Here is a 19967-nt window from a genome sequence, read left to right on the forward strand (position 1 = left end):
TTTTCGCGCAGATATCGACTTGATTCGCACACTCGCCTCGGCCGGATATGGACTCGGTCTGTTAAGAAGTGCCTATGCCGGTTCCGGAATTCGTCATCGAGTTGCGTCGACACATCGGACATGCGCCGCTGTGGTTACCGGGCGTGACCGCGGTGGTCATTCGGGATGAACAAGTGCTGCTGGTCAAGCGGGCCGACAATGGCGCCTGGACGGCGGTAACCGGAATCGTCGACCCCGGCGAGAATCCGGCCGACTGCGCCGTCCGGGAAGTGCTGGAAGAGGCGGGCATTCGCGCGATACCCCGACGACTGGTGTGGGTGCATGTGACTCGGCCGATGGTTCATGTCAATGGGGATCACGCTCAGTACTTGGACCACGTGTTCCGAATGGATTGGGTTGCCGGATCACCCTTTCCCGCGGACGGCGAGAACGATGCCGCGCAGTGGTTCGATATCGCCGCGATGCCGGACATGACGGTGGATATGCGTCGCCGGATCGAACTTGCGGCGGACACCGACAGCGCCGCCACGGTTTTCGATATCACTGACCCGCAGGACTAGGAGCGCGGTGCATGCTCTGTTGAGGCGGCCGGGGCGATGAGAAATGTCGCGGCAAGTCCCAGCGCGAGGAACGCCGCGGCTAGGTAACTGCCCAACTCGACTCCATGGGCCATCGCCTGGCGCGCGGCATCGGCGACGGCCTCGGTCTGGGGTTGACGCGCGAACCCGTCGATGGCAGCACCCGCACTGCGGACGACCGCACGGGTGAGCGCATCGGATTGATCGGCTGGCACCCCGGTGGACGCGAGAGTGCTGCTGAGCCGTGCGCTGATAGCGCTGAAGAAGGCCGTCGTCAGCACGGCGATCCCGAGGGCCGAGCCCAGCTGCCGGAACACGCTTTGCATGCCCGAGCCTTGACCGGAGCTACGTTCGGGTACATCGGCGAGCACCACGTTGGTCACCTGAGCGGTGGCGAATCCGATGCCGATCCCATACACGAACAGCGCCGCCGCGATGGCCCACCAGGTGCTGTCGGGCCGGGCGATGTAGCCGAGCGCCGCCAACCCCAGTGCCTCCAGTGCCAGCCCGATGCGCACCAATCCCAACGCCGAGATACGTGACGTCATAGCGAAACTGGCGCCACTGGCGACGAAACTGCCGAGTGCAATGGGTACCAAAGCCAAGCCTGCTTGGACCGCGCTGTACCCCAACGCGAATTGCAGCCATAGCGGAAGGACGGCCACGATGCCGAATTCGCCCATCCCGATGATCAGCGTGGCGATATTGCCGTTGCGGAACGAGCCGATGGAGAAGAGCCGCACGTCCATCAGTGCGGTGGTCGGCTGCGCGGGATCGATATCGCGGGTCAGAGTGACCTGGCGGATGACAAAGGCGATGAGGGACAACGCTGCCAGGACGAGTGCGACGAAAACCGGTGATACGTCGAGCGTCCAGCGCATGCCGAGCACCTCGAAGGGTTCGGTGCTGCGGACCCACCCGTAGGTGCGACCGTCAATCAGACCGAAGGCGAGCAACCCCAGCCCGAGGATCGAGAACACCGCCCCGGCGACATCCACGCGTGCCTGAGTGCGCGGTGAGCGTGGGATGAACGCCAGTGCGCCGATACAGATCACCGCGACAAGCGGGATATTGATGCCGAAAGCCCAACGCCACGAGGCGTGTTCGGCGAGCCATCCGCCGAGCAGCGGACCGAGGGCCGTCGCGGCTCCGATGGTCGACCCCCAGACGGCGAACGCCTGGCCCCGCGCCTTGCCGGTGAACTGCGCATTGAGCAGTGCAAGCGACGTCGGCAGGATCAGCGCGGCTCCGGCACCTTGCAGGAAGCGGGCCAGTATCAACCAGCTTCCGGTGGTGGCCATACCGGCCAGCAGGCTGGTCACACCGAAAATGACTACCCCGGTAAGGAAGACGCGGCGGGCACCGAGAATGTCAGAGACTCGTCCGACGAGCAGCAGCAGCGCCGCGAAAACGATTGCGTACGACTCCTGTACCCATTGAGCCTGTGCCGACGTGACGCCGAGGTCGCGCACGATCGAGGGGATGATGACGTTGACGATCGTTGTATCGACGACGATCAGCGCCACTCCCAAGGCGATGGCGGCCAAGCCCAGCCACTTGCGGGCACCCTCTGGCACGGACGTCCTCAACGGCTCGGGGTTTCAGAATCGCTCTGATCCCACGCCGCGACGGGCAAGGTCAGATAGACGCCGGCAGTCTGTTCGTCCGCGATGACGTTTCGTACCGCGTCGTGGATTGCCTCGGCGCGGCGCTGACGGTCCTGCGCTCGGTCGCTGAACCACTTCGACTTCACCTCGACGAGTACGTCGATATCGAAATGGTCGAAGGGGCCGACCTCGTGGAACCGGATCAGGACGTCACCGGGTTGTAGCTGGTGGTCATAAGGCTCGTCCGTGCACTGCACCGCCAGTGAGACCGCGTGGGGCAGGACTTCGGCGAGCCTTCTGCGAGTGCCATCTGTGACGGCGGGGCCGCAGGTGATGTCGATCAGTGGCATTTGGTCTACACGGAGATGTCGCGGCGCAACTTCGCGACGTGTCCGGTGGCCTTCACGTTGTACTGCGCCACCTCGATCTTGCCCTTTTCGTCTACGACGAAGGTGGATCGGATGACGCCCTCGACGATCTTTCCGTACAGCTTCTTCTCGCCGAAGGCGCCGTATGCGGTCAGCGTCGTCTTGTCGGGATCGGACAGCAGCGGGAAGTTCACGCCATCGCGTTCGCGGAACTTGGCGAGTTTCTCGGGCTTATCCGGGGAGATGCCGATGACGTCGAGGCCCGCCTCGTTGAGCTGGGCGAGGCTGTCGCGGAAGTCGCAGGCCTGTTTGGTGCAACCGGGCGTCATGGCGGCCGGGTAGAAGTAGATGATGACCTTGCGGCCCTTGTAGGAGGACAGCGACACCTTCTTGCCGTCGGCGTCGAGCAAGGTGAACGCCGGAGCCTTGTCGCCAACTTCGAGCCGCTTGGTTTCCGCCATGACCGATGCCTTTCTGTTGACCCGTACAGTTGTTGCCCTAGGGTAGTTGCTTGAGTTTCAACCGCGGACGTGGAGGAGTACACGTGGCCAGGGATCCCGAGGCAATCAAGGCCGATATCGACAAGGCCCGCGATCAGCTCGCGGCGACTGTCGACACCCTGAGTGACCGCGCAAATCCGCAGCGTCTGGCAGAGGATGCCAAGGCCTCGGTGCTGGCGACTCTCAACAAGCCGGCCATCAAATTCACCATCCTCGGTGTCGGCGCCGTGGTTGCCGCGCTGGTGGCGCGCAAGGTTGTGCGCAAGTTCCGTCGCGACTGATTCGCCCCACTCAGGCCGTAAAGCTGGCTCCGTCAATCACGAACCGGTACCGCACATCGCTCTTGAGGACACGCGCGTAGGCCTCGTTGATCTGCGGCGCCTCGATCTTCTCGACCAGCGCCGCGATGTCTTTGTCCGCGCAGAAGTCGAGCATTTCCTGGGTTTCGGAGATTCCGCCGATTGGTGAGCCCGCCCAGCGTCGGCGTCCGAAGACCAGCGGTGAAGGCTTGAAGTTGATCGGATCTTCCGGTAGGCCCAGCTGTACCAGCGTCCCGTCTTTATCGAGGAGCCACAGGAGGCCTTCGACGTCGATCCCGTCGGAGACCGTGTTGAGGATCAGATCGAATGAGGATGCGAGCTTTGTGAAGGTGGCCGGATCGCTGGTCGCGTAGTAATGGTCTGCGCCGAGACTCAGGCCGTCCTCCTGTTTGCGCAGTGACTGGCTCAGCACTGTGACGTCAGCGCCTAGCGCGTGGGCGATTTGTACACCCATATGGCCGAGGCCCCCGAGGCCGATGATGCCGACACGAGTTCCAGGACCGGCTCTCCAATGATGCAGCGGGGAGTACATGGTGATCCCGGCGCACAGCAGCGGGGCGGCCTGATCGAGGGGAAGGGCGTCCGGGATCTTCAACGCGAACGCTTCATCCACCACGATGAGGTCGCTGTACCCGCCGTAGGTCGGCCTGCCGTCCTTGCCCACCGCGTTGTACGTGCCGATGAAGCCGCCCTCGCCGTTGCAGAACTGCTCTTCGCCTGACTTACAGTTGGCGCACTCGCCGCAAGAGCCGACCATGCAGCCGACACCGGCGCGATCGCCAACCGTGAACTTCTCGACCTCGGAGCCGACCTGGGTCACCACGCCGGCGATCTCGTGCCCTGGCACCACCGGGAAACTCGCGGGACCCCAATGGTTACTTACCGTGTGGATGTCACTGTGGCAGATTCCGGCCCAAACGATATCGATGACAATGTCTTTCGGACCGGGTTCGCGCCGCTCGATGACTGTCGGGCGGAGTGGCTCCGTCGGCGAGTAGGCGGCGTAGGCAGGCACAGACAAAGTCACGAGGTACTCCTCAAATCATGGTCTTGTGTGAATATGAGAAGCCTAGGAACTGGAGTGCACTCCAGGTCAAGTTGAGTGCGCAGGCCTAGAACTCGAAACGCAGGATGCGCGCGGAGCGTCTCATCGACGGGCTGTATCGCGCCAGCCGCGATGATATCTGGAGCCACTTCGGAAACAGTTGCACCTCGGGGGCGTCCACCAGGCTGAACTCTTCAACGAACCGCAGCTTCGGGTTCCAGCGCTCCGGAGTGTGCGGATCGTTGTAACCCTCGAATCCGCGCAGCTGATTGACCTTCTTGAACATCTTCTGTGGAAACAGCTTTGAGATCCACACGCCCACCACCATGCGGCCGTAATCGTTGAATGCGAGCTGCCCGCTGGGAAAGTGATCGGTGACAGCTCGCATCGTGGCGATGATCTGCTCCTTGGTCAGGAATGCGAAGAACCCGTCGGCGACCACCATCGCCGGACGGTCCGAGGGTATTGCGTCGATCCACGTCGGGTCGGTGACCGACACTCCGATGGTGTGCTCACTGGCACCCGGGGCCATGACTTGATCACGCAGCCTTGCCATCCCGGGAAGGTCAACGCTGTACCAATCGACGGTGGGTGGCGGTTGGATGCGTCGATACCCGTCGTCGAGACCCGCTCCGAGATCGACCACCACCGAGTTGGGGTGCTTGACGATGAACCTCCGCACGCGATCGTCGAGAAGTTTTGCGCGTAAAGAGGATTGGCATACCACAGGGGTTATCACCCCCAGTGCATCGAAGTCGTAGTCGATCGCGGCGACGGCGGCCGTCGCTCCCGGATCCGGCAGGATTGGTCGCCGCCAGCCGTCATTGACGGCTCGTGCCTTCAGGGTGAGAAAGGCGGTCTCTTCCTCCGGGGTGATTCCGCTGGTAGTCGATGCCCATGCCGTCGACTATACAAGCGTGTAGTCAATTGTCCAGGCGTGTAATATGCGGCGATGGAGACCGTGGACCCCGACGACCTCACCGCCCGCGCCCGCATCCGGGATGCCGCGCTGCATGAGTTCGGCGAGAGGGGGTACGACGGCGCGACCATTCGGGGCATCGCCGCGCGAGCGGGGGTTTCCTCCGGGTTGTTGCGGCACCACTTCGGGTCCAAGCAGGAACTGCGCGAGGCGTGCGATGAATATCTCGTCAAGACCATGCGGAACATCAACGAGCAGGTCCGGACAAACGTGGAACGCGGTGACGTGCAATATGTCTCGGCACGCATTCCGATCGGCCAGTATCAGGACTACATCACCAGGGCACTGGTCGACGGTTCCGCGGGCCAGGTGTTCGACGAGATGGTCGCAATGACCGAGGGCTGGCTGTCCAGCGCCGACCAGAATCGTGTGTTTCCAGCCGATATCGACGTCAAGTCCCGTGCCACCGTCATCACCGCGATGGCCCTGGCGGTGCCGCTACTTCAGCAACATGTTTCGCGTGGGCTGGGTGTTGATGTCGGTTCGCCCGAGGGCGATCTGAAAATGGCGGCCACGCTCGTCGACATCTACGCCAACCCCCTGCTGACACTTGAGCAGGCAAATTCGGCTCGTGAGGATCTGGCGCGCAGAATGGGATAGCTGTATTTTTTCGCGCAATATTCGCTGCAGGCATCGCACTTGCCCTATTACCTGGTTACTCTATGGGCGTGCGAAGTTTCTGCGCGCGGCTGGAGTTTCGATGATCATTGTCGCTGGTCTGAGGGTAGATGCGACTGTAGCCAAAGCTGCGGCGATGCTGCTGTACATCGTCGGATTCGCGTTCACGGTGTTCTTCGGTATCGATAGTGTGCGGCTTGCCGTGGTATTTCTCGTCGGTATCGCAGCGACGGCACTGCACTACTGGCCGGACCGCGAGAAGTTCGACCGAATCTCGATTGCGGCTGCGGTCGGCCTGATGCTTGCCTTCACGCTCGACGCGTGGTCGACCTGGGTTATCGACCGGACGCTGGTGCCGGGCATCGGAATCGGCGCGGTGCGCCTGTTGGCGTGGCTGCTCTCGGTCGCCGGCATCCTGGCGTTTCCACGCCGGCTCATCGACAGGGATGCTGACGGCTAGGCCCCGGTTCTTTCCAGCCGTGATGGCCGCGTCAGCAGGTACGCGAGCACCCCGGCGGTGCGGGGCGAGCGTGCTTTCGACCACCTGAACAACAACCCGCGCAGCAGCGGTGCCGGTGACCACCAGAACCACTTGCCCAGCAGACCCGCCACTGCAGGCACGACGAACGTCCTGACGATGAGCGTGTCGATGATTAACCCGACGCCGATGGCCGTGCCCACCTGCTCGATACTCAAAACGTCACTGGACAACATGGCGAACATGGTGATGCCGAAGACGATCCCGGCCGTCGTGACCACGCCGCCCGTACCGCCGAAGGCGCGGATCATTCCCGTACGCAGTCCGGCGCCGTCCAGGAATATCTCTTCACGCATGCGCATGGTGAACAGCAGGTTGTAGTCGGCGCCCACCGCGACCAGCGCGATAAGGGCGATCGACGGAACCGACCAGTGCAGGTCGCGCCCCAACATGTCATGCCAGATCAGGGTGGTGATTCCCAGCGCCGAGGCGTAGGAGATGACCACGGTGCCGATGACCACCGCTGCTGCCACCGGGCTGCGCAGCATCACCAACACGATCAGGAAGACCAGCGCCAGCGCCACGGCCGCCAGTAGTAAGAAGTCTTCGCTGACATATCCGCGCAATTCGGCTGTGCCGGTGCCGAATCCAGCGATATTCACGGTGCTACCGGCGAGGGTGCCCTCCTTGGTGGCCTCGCTCACCGCGAGGGTGATCTGTGGAGACCGATGGGCGCCGTCCGCGCCGAACACTTTGCCGTCCCCGAACACCAGCATGCGAGTCGAACGGCCGTCTGGGGCGAAGTAGAGCCCGGCGGCGCGCTGGAAGCGTGGGTCCTGCCAGGCCCGCTGGGGTAGGTAGAAACCTCCCTCGCCGCTGCTGCGGAAATCCTCGCGCATGGCGCGCAGGTATTCGGTCAGCCCGGAGAACATGGTGCGTGTCTCGCCGACCGCCTTGGTCAGTTGATCGGTGATCGTGCTGAGCTGCGCCACCGTCGCTCGCATGTTCTTGACCGAGTCCACCGCCCCGGAGAAGGATTTCTGCATGCCCTGGGCGCCGGTGCCGAACTTGGCAGTGCTGGCCGTCAGCGATGCGGTTGCCGCCACCACGGAATCCATCGGTTCGACCGCCTTGAGAACCAGCGAGCAGATGCCGTCGTTGGCACAGTTGGGGTTGCCGTTGGTGAAGTTCCGCAAGGGCTCCATGTAACCGGAGACCTGGGACACGTTGTCCTGTAGCGCTTTCATTCCCGAGTGCATGTCACCGACACCGCCGTTGAGTTCGCCCAACCCACTCACCCCGCCCGCGAGACCGTTCTGCAGTTGCGCGATCGCCTTGGAGAATTGGCTCAGCGTCGCGGAGAGCTGGTCGACAGCTCCGAGACGTTGGCTCATCTGCGTGGTTCCGTCGTCCAGCTGATCGGCGATGATTCCCGCTTGTTCGGTCAGTGCCGCCTGTTCGGGGATGGCACCGGCCGGGCGCGAAGCCGACTGGACCATCCGAATTCCGGGAATCTCCATGAGCTTCTTGGTGACTCGCTCGATACCGATCACTCCGGAAGGGTTACGCAAATCGTGGTCGGATTCGATCGAGACGATCTCCGGCAGCAATCGGTTCGGCGGGAAATGCCTGTCCATCGCCTGGTAGCCCCGGTTGGCCTGTGTGGAAAGCGGCTGTGCGGCAAGCTCGTCGAAGCCAAGGCGCAGACCGGCGACAGGAATGGCGCAGACCATGAGCACGAGCGCCGAGCCGACGAGGACGGGCCCGGGCCAACGCGCGACCATGGTGCCGACCCTGCGCCACCGGCGCCCCGGCTGCCCGCGCAGTGGGCGAGGCTGGGCCAACCCGCGGCGGCCGGCCAGTCCGATGAGCGCGGGAAGTAGCGTCAGTGATGCCGCCATTCCGGTGAGGATTCCTATGGCACAAGGTAATCCGGCACTGCGCAGCATGCCTACCTGGGCGAACATGAGGCAGGAAAGAGCGGCGGCGATGGTCAGCCCGGAGGCCGCGATGACCGGCGCCACGCTGCGGTTGGCAACCTCGAGCGACTGTTCATGCGCTAACCCTGAACGTCGCTGTTCGTGATAACGCCCGAGCAGGAAGATGCCGTAATCGGTCGCCGCGCCAAGGACCAGGGCGGCCAGCAATGCGACCGAGAAGATGGAGACCTCGATGAGATTGCGTTCCCCGAGGAAGGCGACGATCGAGCGCGCCACCCCGAGGCCCATGCCCACGGTGATCAGGGGGATGGCCGCGGTGATGACAGATCGGTACACGGCGAAGAGCAGCACCGCGATGAGCACCACGGTGACTCCGGTGATCATCAGCATCTGAGTGTCGATAGAGGTGAGCTCGTCGGCGATGGTGGCGCCGGGGCCGGTGACCCAAGGGTGCATCCCTGCCGGTGCCGGCTCGTCGGCGACGATCTGCCTGACCGCGTCCAGGGACGCGTTGGCCTGCGCGCCACCGAGCTCGCCGGTCACACGCAGCATGGTGTACACAGCCTTCCCGTCGGGGCTGACTGCGCCCTCGGCCGTGAGCGGGTCCGCCCACAGGTCCATGGCCGAATCCAAATGGGCGGTATCTGCGCGCAGCTTCGTCAGGAGCCGATCGTGATACTGGTGCTCGACAGGCCCCAATTTGTGGTCGCTCTCCAACACCAGGTAGTTGAGGTTCCCGCCGTCGCCGTCCTGGAATTGCCTGCCCATCACGGCGCCCGCGGTATTCACCGGGGCACTCTGCGGAAGGAAACCGCGCGCGTGGTTGTGTGCCGTGCTTTCCACCTGCGGCACAAGCAGATTGCCTGCCGCTGCGGCGAGTACCCAAATCCCGATGACGAGAAACGCGTAGCGGCTGCAGAACCTTGCGATGGCTTCCCACATGCATGCCGACGCTACGGAGAGGGAGTACGGCGGTCGTCGTGCTGTGGGCGAGACTTGGTCTCCTACCCTGGTAGGAGACGCGAATCCGCGCGAAGCATGATGTGCGACGTCGAGACCGCCTCTACGCTGCCACTATGGATTGGTTCCGGGAGACTGCGTTGCAGCGCCGTGCTCTGGTGCCGTACGAATTTCCGTGGGCGGTGCCGTTGGTCATGTACAGCAGCACGCTGCTGATCGTGGGCTGCGCTGTCCTGCAGCGCGGTTTCACCCGTCCATGGCTACTGGCCTTGGCGGCCCTGCTTGCGTTGACTCCGATCCTGTCGTTCATCATCGCTGGTCGCAAGCTGAACGCGTTTTGGACCGTGGCGTTCGCGCTGGCGGCGGTCGGGCTGTTTCTCACCTGGCCGCCCAATGTCGTGGATGGTGCGCCCTTCCTGCTGATGTTCACGCTCGGGGAAGTGGGAGCCATCGCGTCGGTGCGCGCTGGTCTTCTCGCGGTTGGCGCCTGTGTGGCACTGCTTGTGGCGGCCGAACAGCTGCATCACCTTGGGACCTTCTCGCTCTACATGGTCTTCTTTGTGCTCTGCGGGTGGTTGATCGGGCGCATCATGCAACTACAACAACGCCTGCTCTTACAGGAACGCGCACAGCAGGTGCGCATGCTGGAGCAGGCAGCCTCCGATGAACGGCGCCGCATCGCACGTGAAATCCATGACGTGATAGCGCATTCCCTGTCGGTGACGATGCTTCATCTGACCGGGGCGCGGCGGGCATTGCAGGAGGATCACGATGTCGACGATGCCGTTGCCGGATTGCTCGATGCCGAACGTCTTGGGCGTCAGGCGATGTCGGATATCCGCGGTACGGTGGGACTGTTGAGCACTGGTCCCGGCGGAACCGAGCCGATGCGGCTGTCTCCAGAACCCGGTATCTCCGACATACCTGATCTGGTCGCCGATTTCACGGCGGCGGGAATGGCAGTGGAATCACATATCTACGGGTCAGGTGAGTCCGTCAGCGCTGGAGTGGGTTTGGCGCTATACCGCGTGGCTCAGGAATCTTTGGCCAATATCGCCAAGCATTCGCCTAGATCTTCGGCGGCGGTTCTCCTTGATATCAACGGGTCGGCGGCGAGTTTGACCGTGAGTAACGACCTGGCCGCGGGATTACCCCACGATGGGTGTTCGGGAGGCGGGCTCGCAGGTATGCGGCAGCGCATTGAGATGCTCGGCGGCGAGTTTCGTGCCGGGCGGGCGGAGGACGGCTGGACAGTTTCGGCCAGCGTCCCAATGGAATCCAATGGGACTCCGTGCCGCGCGCGGCGAAAGGTGCTATGGCGTCATGACTGATACCGAGGTGGGCGTGCTGCTGGTCGATGATCAGGAGTTGGTGCGCACGGGACTGCGCCGGATTCTGCGTCGGAAGGACGGATTCTCGATTGTCGGGGAGTGCGCAGATGGCAGTGAGGTAGCAGCGGCGGTCACCCGGGCGCGGCCCGATGTGGTGATCATGGATCTGCGTATGAAGCAGATGAGCGGTATCGAGGCGATCCGATTGCTGCACGCCTCCGAGGGGCCGCCGGCATTGGCACTGACTACATTTGACGACGACGAGCTGCTCTCCGGTGCGCTGCGTGCCGGCGCCGCCGGGTTCATTCTCAAAGATTCTCCGGCCGAAGAGCTGGTCCGCGCCGTGCATGCGGTCGCCCGTGGTGAGGCATATCTGGATCCGTCGGTAACCTCGCGGGTTCTCAGTGCCTATCGACGCGCGCCCGCCGCCAGTACCGGTGCCGCCGAGGACAAGCTCACCGTGCGGGAGCTGGATGTGTTGGCGCTCATCGCATCCGGTGCGAACAACTCCGAAATCGCCGAGCAGCTGGTGATATCCGAGGTGACGGTCAAGAGCCACATCGGCCGAATTTTCGTCAAACTCGATCTGCGAGACAGGGCCGCGGCCATCGTGTACGCCTACGACCACGGCATCGTGACGCCCAAATAGGGCTACTGGGTCTCTTTTATACGAAGCCCCTCGATGGCTTCGTGCAATTCTTCAAGCTCACGGCGCAGATAGTCGCGGGTGGCCACCTCACCCACCGCGAGCCGCAGTGCTGCCAGCTCCCTCGCCAGGTATTCGGTATCGGCCTTGGTTTGTTCAGCGCGCCTGCGGTCCTCTTCCAGCGACACCCGGTCGCGGTTCTCCTGGCGGTTCTGGGCCAGCAGGATCAGGGGCGCGGCGTAGGCGGCCTGGGTGGAGAAGGCAAGGTTGAGCAGGATGAAGGGATATGGATCCCATTGGAAGCCCACCGCGAAGAGGTTCAAGATGATCCAGACGATGACGAACACCGTCTGCATGGCGAGATAACGTCCGGTGCCCAGGAACCGCGCGATGTTCTCGCTGACCCGACCGACTGCCTCGACGTCGAGGCCGAGTGACAGACGGCGGGAGGTCCGTGGAGTGTCGAGCCGCTGTCGGGCCGATGCATCGCTCACGAACGGGTACCTCCCGTCACGCTCTCGGGTTCGTCGGCGCGCCAGCCGTCGGGCATCAAGTGATCCAGTACGTCGTCGACCGTAACGGCGCCGAGCAAGTGGTTCTCCCTGTCGATCACGGGACCGCACACCAAGTTGTACGCGGCGAAGTAGCGGGTTACCTCGGCCAACGGAGCCTCGGCATCCAGATAGGGCAGGTCGGTGTCGAGAATGCCTCCGACCATCGCGTAGGGGGGCTCACGCAGCAGCCGCTGCAGGTGCACGCATCCGAGATACCGGCCGGTGGGTGTCGCGGTGGGCGGCCTGACCACGAAGATCAGCGAGGACAGCGCCGGCGTCAGATCCGGATCACGCACGCGGGCAAGGGCTTCTGCCACCGTGGTGTTGGGGCTCAGGATCACCGGTTCGGGGGTCATCATGCCGCCGGCGGTGTTGGGGGAGTGGGTCAGCAGCCGTCGGACAGGCTCGGAGTCCTCCGGATCCATCAGCGCCAGAAGCGATTCGGCCTCTGCGGGCGGCAGTTCGCCCAACAGGTCGGCGGCGTCGTCGGGATCCATGGCCTCCAGCACGTCGGCGGCGCGCTCGTCTTCCAGCTTGGTGAGCACCTCGGCCTGATCATCCTCGGGAAGCTCCTGGAGGATGTCGGCCAGCCGCTCGTCGTCGAATGCGCCCAGCACCTCGTCACGCCGTTTGGGCGGAAGCTCACGGATGGCATCGGCCACCTCGACGGGGCGCATGCCCTCGAACTGGAGCATGAGCTGGGCCACGCCCTGTCCCGGCAGGTTGAGTGCCGACGGCGTCAATCCGTGGATGTGATTCCATCCGGTGACCTGTACGCCACTACGCCGACCCAATCGTCGCGGGCTGCGGACGGCTACCCGGGTGACTACCCAGTCGCGGGTGCGGGTCTGCTCAATGCCCAGATCAACCACGACAAGGTCGACGCCGTCGAATTGTTCGAGCTCGGGATCATCGGTGCGCACCGTGGTGTCCAGGACCTGCCCGAGCACCAGCGCCTCGCTGGGGCGCTGTTCGAAACGGCGCAGTGAGACGTTTCCGGTGTTCAGCGTCACCGATCCGGGCTCGATGGCGGTGACTCGCAGCATGGGCACGAATATTCTTCGGCGCGTGAGCATTTCAACGACCAGGCCGATGACCCGCGGCTGTTTTCGGGCAACGCCAATCGCGATCACGACATCGCGCACCCGTCCGATCGACTCGCCGTCCGGGCCGAGAACCACCAGGCCTGAGAGCCTGGCTGCGAACACCTTGCTCACTGCGGCCATGGTGCAAGGTTAGGGGGTAGGCCTCGCGGCGCCCTGCGCCGGTGTCGCGAGTTGGGTGCTTAGGTGCCGATTCCGCCGTACATGAGGGCGATGACGGCAGCCGAGAATCGCTCACTGTCCTGCACTTCGCCTCCCCGTGAGGCGTGCAGGCCGGTGGCCAGGATCATCCCGGTCACGGCCCGGGCGGTGTACTCCGTGTCGAGATCGGCACGCAGGTAGCCTTTTTCGACCCCGTGACGCAGGTAGGCCTCGGTCAGTTGGTCACTTGTGGAGAGCATTCCGAAGACGCGTTCGCGTAGCTCGTTGTCGACCGAGCCCGCTTCCAGCAGAAGCAGCGGCAACTGGGGGTTGTCACGGAACAGGTCCGCGAGCGCGGCGCCGATGCGCACCGACTGCTGGCGGTACTGCTCGATATCGTCGGCCAGCCCCGCGGCGTTCTCCGCGCCGATCGCCTGAAAGATCTGCTCGGTGACGTCGTCGATGACATGCTCGATGATGTCCCGTTTGCTCTTGAAGTACCGGTAGAAGGTCCCATGGCCGATCCCGATCCGCCCGGCGATATCCGCAACGCCTGTCGCGTGGTAGCCCTGCTCGGAGAAGCACGCAAACGCGGCGTCCAGAATCTCTTGCCGCATCTCGAGCTTCTTGCGCTCGGCGCGACTGAGTGTGGACGGGCTGGACGTCATAAGCGGCGATCCTACCGACCTTGACACTTGTCGAGAATGACATATCATTCCGAAACTGACAAGCCATTCCGTTGGAGGTTGATGTGAGTCGTTATCCGAAGATTGAGCTGCCAGGCGCGGTGGTCGTCATCACCGGTGGAGCCAGGGGAATCGGCGCTGCCACCGCGCGCCTTTTCGCCGATAAGGGGGCCGATGTCTGGATCGGTGATGTCGATGATGTGGTCGCCAAAGAGACCGCGGACGCGATCCCGCGTGCACAGTCCGGTGCCCTCGATGTCACCAAGCCCGAGTCCTGGACCGCATTTCTTGATCGGGTGCGCGCCGAGTCGGGCCCGGTCGACATCCTGATCAACAACGCGGGCGTGATGCCGCTGGGCGGATTTGTCGAGGAGAACGAACGCACCACCGATCTGATTCTCGATGTGAACGTGCGCGGTCCGCTCAATGGTGCGCGGGCCGCGTTGCCCGAGATGGTGGCGCGCGGGCGTGGGCACATCGTCAACGTGGCATCCATGGCCGGCAAGCTGGCGGTCCCCGGCATGGTCACCTACAACGCGTCCAAGTTCGGTGCGGTCGGGCTTTCCGTGGCGCTGCGCAAGGAGTACGCAGACAGCGGCGTCAGCATCAGCTCGGTGTTGCCGAGCGCGGTCCGCACCGAGTTGGCCTCGGGCGCGCCGCTGGGCAAGGGGATGCCGACCGTCGATCCCGAGGATGTGGCGGCCGCGATCGTGCGCAGTGTCGACACTCGTCGCGCGCAGATCTCGGTGCCGGGCTGGCTCGCGTTCGGGTGGGGACTGGTGGATCTTTTTGTGCCCGAACCGCTTGAGCGACTTGGCCGTCGGCTCATCGATGACCGTCGCGCACTGACCTCACTCGACCTGAACGCCCGCGGCGCGTACATCGAACGCATCGAACGGCAGAGTAAGGAGCACCAGAAGTGAGCGAACGGCGAAGCCCCAGAGTTGTTGTCGTCGGCGCCGGTATGGCCGGAATCGCGGTGGGGCACAAACTCATAGAGGCTGGTTTCGACGATTTCACCATCCTGGAGAAGGGTGATGACGTCGGTGGCGTCTGGTACTGGAACCGATATCCGGGGCTGACCTGCGATGTGCCCTCCCAGGCCTATCAGTACCCCTTTGCGCCACGCACGGACTGGCCACGGCTCTTCGCCACCGGTCCAGAGATTCAGGCGTATCACCGCACGGTCGCCGAGGATCTGGGCGTCATGTCTCATATTCGGTGCGGGCAGGAGGTCACCGCCGCAGAGTTCACCCGTGCGGGCTGGCGGGTTACCACCGCGGCGGGGGAGGTGCTGGAATGCGATTTTCTGATTGCCGCCACCGGCGTGCTGCACCACCCGAACATCCCCGACATCCCAGGGCTCGACAGCTTCCGCGGCAAGGTGGTGCACACCGCGCGGTGGGATGACTCGGTGCAGCTGGAAGGAAAGCGTGTCGCCGCGATTGGAACGGGCTCTACTGGGGTGCAGGTGGTTTCGGCGATGCAGCCCATCGTCGAGCAGGTGACCTCATTCATCCGGACACCGCAATGGGTGCTGTGGGCACCGATGGCGATGCGGCAGCCGAAGTTCGTCTCCAAGCTGCTGGAGGCGTTGCCCACCGAACGCATCGTGCGATTCAGTGCGTTGACGGGCACCGACGCGTTGGTGAACATCGTGACCCGGCCCAGCTGGGGTCGGCGGCTGGTGCAGCAGTACGCGCGGGCGTGCCTGCACCTGATCCGCGACAAGGAGTTGCGTCAAAAACTGACCCCGGATTACGAGCCACTGTGCAAGCGGCAGGTCTTGTCCGGGTCGTTCCATCGCGCTGTCCAGAAGCCGAATGTCGAGATCGTCACCGACCGCATCGACAGGGTCACGCCCACCGGAATCGTGACGGTCGACGGTGCCGAGCGCGAATTCGACGTGATAGTGCTGGCCACCGGATTTCAGGCGCACAACTACATGCGGCCGATGAATCTGGTTGGCAAAGATGGATATTCGATTGATGAGGCATGGGAGAAGGGGCCCAAGGCGTACCGGATGACCGCCATCCCCGGCTTCCCGAACTTCTTCACCGTGCTCGGCCCCAACTCGCCGACCGGATCGATCTGGCTTCAGCACACGGCCGAGCGCACCGCCGAATACGTCATCAGCTGGCTACATCGTTTCGCCCGTGGCGAGATCACCACGGTGGAAGTGAGCCGCGAGGCGACCGATGAGTTCAACATCCAAGCGCGCGAGGCGATGAAACCCACGGTGTGGGCGACCGGGTGCAACTCCTGGTATCTCACCGAGGACGGATCGGTAGACCTGTGGCCCTTCGATCGGAAGACCATGGAGCGCATGCTCGCCTCGCCCGAGGAGAGTCACTACATCGTGCAGTGACGCGCGTTAGCGCAGATTGAACGTCGACGGATCGGGGCCGATGCGACCGTCGGCCGCGTCGAGCCCGGTGATGCGTTCTACCTCGTCGGTGCTGAGTTCGAATCCGAATACATCGAAGTTGGCCGCGATGCGCGCCGGCGTCACCGACTTGGGAATGACGACGTTGCCCAGCTGAAGATGCCAACGCAGGATCACCTGCGCTGCGCTCACCCCGTGGCCCTCGGCGATGGCGCCAATGGTCGGGTCGTCCAGGATCGTGCCCTGGCCAAGTGGCGACCATGCCTCGGTGAGAATGCCGTACTCGGCGTGGAAGGCGCGCAGCTCGGGCTGGGTGAACCGGGGATGCAGCTCGATCTGGTTGAGAGCAGGCACTTCTCCGGTTTCATCGATCAGCCGCTGGAGATTCTCGACGGTGAAATTGCTGACCCCGATGGCCTTGGCTCGGCCGTCGGCCTGGATTCGCTGCAGAGCCTTGAAGCTGGCCACGTACTCGTCGAGTTCGGGCACCGGCCAGTGGATCAGGTACAGGTCCACATAATCGGTCTCCAGCCGCTCCAGGGAGGCGTCAAACGCGCGTAGCGCGCTGTCATAGCCCTGATCGGCATTCCACAGCTTGGTGGTCAGGAAGACATCCCCACGGGGAACCCCGGACTGCGCGATGGCGCGTCCTGTGCCCTCCTCGTTCTCGTACACCTTCGCGGTGTCGATGCTCCGGTATCCGACCTGCAGTGCGGTCGATACCGCCGCCTCGGCTTCGTCACTGGGCACTTGCCAGACGCCATAGCCGAGCTGGGGAATCGTGGTACCGGAATTGAGCGTCACGTTGGGGACTATCTGGGGAACCGTCACGGTCAACCCAACGCGGGGCGTCGCGGAGTATTCCCGGGGGTCTCGGGGGGTAAATGAAACGCCCCGCTCCCAATGCTGGGAGCGGGGCGTTTCTGGTGGTGCGCCGTCAGGGGCTCGAACCCCGGACCCGCTGATTAAGAGTCATCGAGTGCGGTAGAATTGAGCTGCGGATAACCTCTATTTGCGCAGGTAAGCCCTATATACTGAACAACATAGTGCACCATAGTATTCATTCTTTTAGCTACAGCTAAGCTACAGCGGCAGGGCCTCGCGAGGCGTTTGCCCGACTCGGATGACAACGACGGAGAACGAAGCCATGCGATGCCCAACCCCTCAACTCAAGGGTTATCCCGACAAGACTGCGGCAGCCGACGAGCTGGCCCGTCGTTATCGAAATCCGCCGAAGGCCGTCAAGCCGTACGAGTGCGACTGCGGAGCGTGGCACCTCACGCCGCGCCAGCGCGCAGGGCGCGGTGAGGGCAAGCCTTACAAGCGCGGGGATGGTATGTGGATCTGCGCTGTGACTGTGCCGGGTGCAGACGGCAAACAGAGGCGAAAAACGGTCTCAGCGAAGGACCGCGGTATGGCGCTTGATCGGCGCAAGAAGCTGCTGGAGGACATCGCCAAGGGGAACATCATCCAGTCGCCCAAGATCACGGTCAGTCAATGGCTCGATCACTGGCTGGAAACTATCCACAAGCCGAACGTGAAGCCCAAGACCTACCGATACTACGAATCGGGGGTTCGTCTGCTGATCAAGCCACACATCGGCAAGAAGCAGCTCGCCAAGCTGACGCCCGAGGATGTTCGTGCGGTTATCAAGAAGATCAACGAAACGGGCTCGACACGGAACGCAGTCAAGGCGCACCAGATTCTTCAGAAGGCGCTCAAGAGTGCGATCAACGAAGGCGTACTTGAGCGCAACGTCGCCACGATGGTCAAGAAGCCCAGCCACGTGACTGCGGAGATTCAGCCGTTTACAGCGGCCGAAGCCAAGCACGTCATGAGGACTGCGATCGACTTGAATGACCCCCTGGCGGATCGTTGGAGTTTCGCGTTCCTGACGGTGGCCCGCCCGAGTGAACTCAACGGCCTTGAGTGGAGCCGGGTCGACTTCGACAACAAAGTCTTGGATCTGTCCTGGCAGCTACAAGAGCTGACGAATAAGAGGCACGGGTGCGGAGAGCCCAACGACGATGGCGTCTACCCCTGCAAGCGAAAGCGCGCGGCCTGGTGCCCGCAGGCGGAGTACGACTTCCAACCCGGCTTTGAGTACCGCCCCTGTCACGGTACTCAGGTGTGGACGCGCCCCAAGACGGCCGTGGGTAAGCGCTCGCTTCCTCTCATCAAGCCGCTGGAAACTATGTTGCGCTTGCGATTAGAGCGCCAGAAGCCCGGACACCTGGACCTAGTTTGGGCTCACGATGACGGTCGGCCGTATGGTCCGACGGAGATGAATGAGCGATGGCATGCGCTCATGGTGGCCGCTGGGTTCGAGTTTGATGAATCCGTTACCGGCCGTAATGAAATTGAGATCGAATCTGGTAACTCGGAAATCCCAGATTTGCCTAGCAGAATGCTCTATGCGTCAAGGCACACTGCCGCAACGCTTTTGATGGAACTGAAGGTCCCCGAAGATGTGCGGATGGCGATCATGGGTCAGAGTTCTGTTGTCGCGCATCGCGGTTACGTCCACGTGGATCAGACGCAGACGAAGGCAGCATTGTCAAAACTGGCCAAGTTGTTGAATCCAGCGCTACATTGAGTCCCACGCGGGGGCTGTCAATTGGCAGGCTGCGCGCCGTAAAGCATCGTTGCCACGGCTGCGGGGCGCTTGTGGCGTATGGAACAGGGGATGATCTTGTTTGTAGCCATATACCCCTCTGTCGGTGAGGTCATATATCACCACGTCGGGCCACACGCGATGGTGTACATCGGTCAGCTAATTCAGCTCGTCACAGGGTCGGTTGTGGTGATCCCGTGCCGGCGTGTCAACGCCGCGCAGCTCGCGGTTCAGTTCTACGCGCTTCGACAACAGGATGTGTGGACAGAAACCGATGATGGCCTGCTGACGCATGTGTCGGTGCCCATCGATTTGTCGTGGCAGGAGCGTCCCTGCGCCGCCCCGATCGACATGCGGCGAGGGTCGAAATGGCAACCACGCGGCGGTCACCTACTCAACTGCTGAGTCTTGGCTTTACTTGGGGGTGTTGGTTCGAGTCTGGCGATTCGTTTTCTTTGGGGCTCCAGGCTCAGGTTTAGTCTTGGAGCCCAATACTTTTGGGGCACTTTCAGTGTCCCTGTCGCCATCATTTTCGCTCGCTTTGATCATCTCGCGCAAGAGCGACAGCATGAGGCCGAGCTGAGCGTCACCCAATTTTTCGGCGCCAGGGGGCAGCATCGCCGCCAGTCGTGAGACGTCCTCTTCGACGGGTAGGCCGACAGATCGGGCTATCGACAGCAATATGACATCGAGCTTCACGTTGAGCGCGCGAGCCATGCCTTCTATCGATGCGGGTTCTGGGAACTCCTTGACTTTGATCCCGTTGGTGATCTGGTTCCAACGTTGGGCCTTCACCACTCCGCCGCTGGCGTCCTCTAGGTCCTTGTATGTCCGATCACCCTTGAGCGTGAGTATCAGGTCTTGGAGAGTCAACCCATCCTCATCGCTACTCGCGTTGGTTATAGGCATCTTGTCTTCCGATCGTCGGTGTTCACTAGTAGTTAGCGGCCCTATCAGTTCTATTTGATCTCGAAATTACCGGTAATGCAACTAGTAGCTCGTGGTTGCTGAACCTTACAACATCACTGCTCAGTGCGCAGGGCTTCGTTAGTCCGCCCGCGTGGCGGACTAGTAGATTCGCTAGACACGCCATATCAGTGGTTGACAGAGTGA

At 62.8% G+C, this 19967-nt stretch carries 19 protein-coding genes and 1 pseudogene; 9 read left to right on the plus strand and 11 right to left on the minus strand.

The features are described from left to right. Positions 1-74: 74 nt before the first annotated feature. On the plus strand, positions 75-560 hold the full coding sequence (locus BB28_RS07380; protein ID WP_030094973.1) for an NUDIX hydrolase: 486 nt from the start codon (positions 75-77) through the stop codon (positions 558-560). Here BB28_RS07380 and BB28_RS07385 read toward each other — a convergent pair. The 3 genes from BB28_RS07385 to bcp are packed head-to-tail and all read right to left on the minus strand — an operon-like array spanning position 557 to position 3014. Then, entirely contained in the window at positions 557-2155 is a 1599-nt protein-coding gene (locus BB28_RS07385; RefSeq protein ID WP_046253020.1) for a DHA2 family efflux MFS transporter permease subunit, read from the minus strand. The two genes, BB28_RS07380 and BB28_RS07385, sit on opposite strands and share 4 nt — an antisense overlap. An 8-nt stretch (positions 2156-2163) precedes the next feature. Then, entirely contained in the window at positions 2164-2535 is a 372-nt protein-coding gene (locus tag BB28_RS07390) for a hypothetical protein (protein WP_046253021.1), read from the minus strand. A gap of 5 nt (positions 2536-2540) precedes the next feature. Beyond that, entirely contained in the window at positions 2541-3014 is a 474-nt protein-coding gene (gene bcp, locus BB28_RS07395; RefSeq protein WP_046253022.1) for a thioredoxin-dependent thiol peroxidase, read from the minus strand. Positions 3015-3097: 83 nt separating this feature from the next. Between bcp and BB28_RS07400 the strand changes: the two genes are divergently transcribed. Continuing rightward, positions 3098-3334, plus strand: coding sequence for a DUF3618 domain-containing protein (locus BB28_RS07400; protein WP_030094977.1), 237 nt, complete (start codon positions 3098-3100; stop codon positions 3332-3334). Between the two features lie 10 nt (positions 3335-3344). On the opposite strand, the gene BB28_RS07405 is transcribed toward BB28_RS07400, so the two are convergent. Both BB28_RS07405 and BB28_RS07410 read right to left on the minus strand, forming a co-directional pair. After that, positions 3345-4400 (minus strand): NAD(P)-dependent alcohol dehydrogenase, encoded by a 1056-nt coding sequence (locus tag BB28_RS07405; RefSeq protein WP_046253023.1) that lies wholly within the window; start codon positions 4398-4400, stop codon positions 3345-3347. 85 nt (positions 4401-4485) lie between these two features. Beyond that, positions 4486-5317: pseudogene (locus tag BB28_RS07410) on the minus strand (class I SAM-dependent methyltransferase). 53 nt (positions 5318-5370) lie between these two features. Between BB28_RS07410 and BB28_RS07415 the strand changes: the two are divergent. Both BB28_RS07415 and BB28_RS07420 read left to right on the plus strand, forming a co-directional pair. Beyond that, complete coding sequence (locus BB28_RS07415) at positions 5371-5997, plus strand: TetR/AcrR family transcriptional regulator (protein ID WP_046253025.1); 627 nt, start codon at positions 5371-5373, stop codon at positions 5995-5997. A 100-nt stretch (positions 5998-6097) separates the two neighbouring features. Further along, complete coding sequence (locus BB28_RS07420) at positions 6098-6475, plus strand: hypothetical protein (protein WP_046253026.1); 378 nt, start codon at positions 6098-6100, stop codon at positions 6473-6475. Here the strand turns inward: BB28_RS07420 and BB28_RS07425 are convergent. Next, positions 6472-9375, minus strand: coding sequence for an MMPL/RND family transporter (locus BB28_RS07425; RefSeq protein ID WP_046253027.1), 2904 nt, complete (start codon positions 9373-9375; stop codon positions 6472-6474). The two genes, BB28_RS07420 and BB28_RS07425, sit on opposite strands and share 4 nt — an antisense overlap. Before the next feature lie 134 nt (positions 9376-9509). Between BB28_RS07425 and BB28_RS07430 the strand changes: the two genes are divergently transcribed. Beyond that, complete coding sequence (locus BB28_RS07430; protein ID WP_046253028.1) at positions 9510-10724, plus strand: sensor histidine kinase; 1215 nt, start codon at positions 9510-9512, stop codon at positions 10722-10724. Further along, complete coding sequence (locus tag BB28_RS07435; RefSeq protein ID WP_046253029.1) at positions 10717-11373, plus strand: response regulator; 657 nt, start codon at positions 10717-10719, stop codon at positions 11371-11373. Before BB28_RS07430 ends, BB28_RS07435 begins: the two co-directional genes overlap by 8 nt. Positions 11374-11375: 2 nt before the next feature. On the opposite strand, the gene BB28_RS07440 is transcribed toward BB28_RS07435, so the two are convergent. From BB28_RS07440 to BB28_RS07450, 3 genes are read right to left on the minus strand one after another with little or no spacing between them, the layout of a single operon-like run. Further along, complete coding sequence (locus BB28_RS07440) at positions 11376-11864, minus strand: DUF1003 domain-containing protein (protein ID WP_046253030.1); 489 nt, start codon at positions 11862-11864, stop codon at positions 11376-11378. Further along, positions 11861-13150 (minus strand): magnesium transporter MgtE N-terminal domain-containing protein, encoded by a 1290-nt coding sequence (locus BB28_RS07445; protein ID WP_046253031.1) that lies wholly within the window; start codon positions 13148-13150, stop codon positions 11861-11863. Before BB28_RS07445 ends, BB28_RS07440 begins: the two co-directional genes overlap by 4 nt. A 59-nt stretch (positions 13151-13209) precedes the next feature. Then, the gene (locus tag BB28_RS07450; protein WP_046253032.1) at positions 13210-13836 is read right to left on the minus strand and encodes a TetR/AcrR family transcriptional regulator; all 627 of its coding nucleotides are present in this window, start codon (positions 13834-13836) and stop codon (positions 13210-13212) included. An 83-nt stretch (positions 13837-13919) separates the two neighbouring features. On the opposite strand from BB28_RS07450, the gene BB28_RS07455 reads away from it, so the two are divergent. Together BB28_RS07455 and BB28_RS07460 are read left to right on the plus strand one after the other, a co-directional pair. Continuing rightward, entirely contained in the window at positions 13920-14777 is an 858-nt protein-coding gene (locus BB28_RS07455) for an SDR family oxidoreductase (RefSeq protein ID WP_046253033.1), read from the plus strand. Further along, positions 14774-16222 (plus strand): flavin-containing monooxygenase, encoded by a 1449-nt coding sequence (locus BB28_RS07460; RefSeq protein WP_046253034.1) that lies wholly within the window; start codon positions 14774-14776, stop codon positions 16220-16222. Before BB28_RS07455 ends, BB28_RS07460 begins: the two co-directional genes overlap by 4 nt. A 6-nt stretch (positions 16223-16228) precedes the next feature. Here BB28_RS07460 and BB28_RS07465 read toward each other — a convergent pair whose 3' ends face one another. Beyond that, positions 16229-17044 (minus strand): aldo/keto reductase, encoded by an 816-nt coding sequence (locus BB28_RS07465; RefSeq protein ID WP_046253035.1) that lies wholly within the window; start codon positions 17042-17044, stop codon positions 16229-16231. Positions 17045-17363: 319 nt separating this feature from the next. On the opposite strand from BB28_RS07465, the gene BB28_RS07470 reads away from it, so the two are divergent. Continuing rightward, on the plus strand, positions 17364-18836 hold the full coding sequence (locus tag BB28_RS07470; protein ID WP_052740125.1) for a tyrosine-type recombinase/integrase: 1473 nt from the start codon (positions 17364-17366) through the stop codon (positions 18834-18836). 432 nt (positions 18837-19268) lie between these two features. Here BB28_RS07470 and BB28_RS07480 read toward each other — a convergent pair whose 3' ends face one another. Beyond that, positions 19269-19763, minus strand: coding sequence for a hypothetical protein (locus BB28_RS07480; protein WP_046253037.1), 495 nt, complete (start codon positions 19761-19763; stop codon positions 19269-19271). Positions 19764-19967 lie beyond the last annotated feature (204 nt).

It is taken from the genome of Mycobacteroides chelonae CCUG 47445 (assembly GCF_001632805.1).
In the GTDB taxonomy this organism is placed as follows: Bacteria; Actinomycetota; Actinomycetes; order Mycobacteriales; family Mycobacteriaceae; genus Mycobacterium; species Mycobacterium chelonae.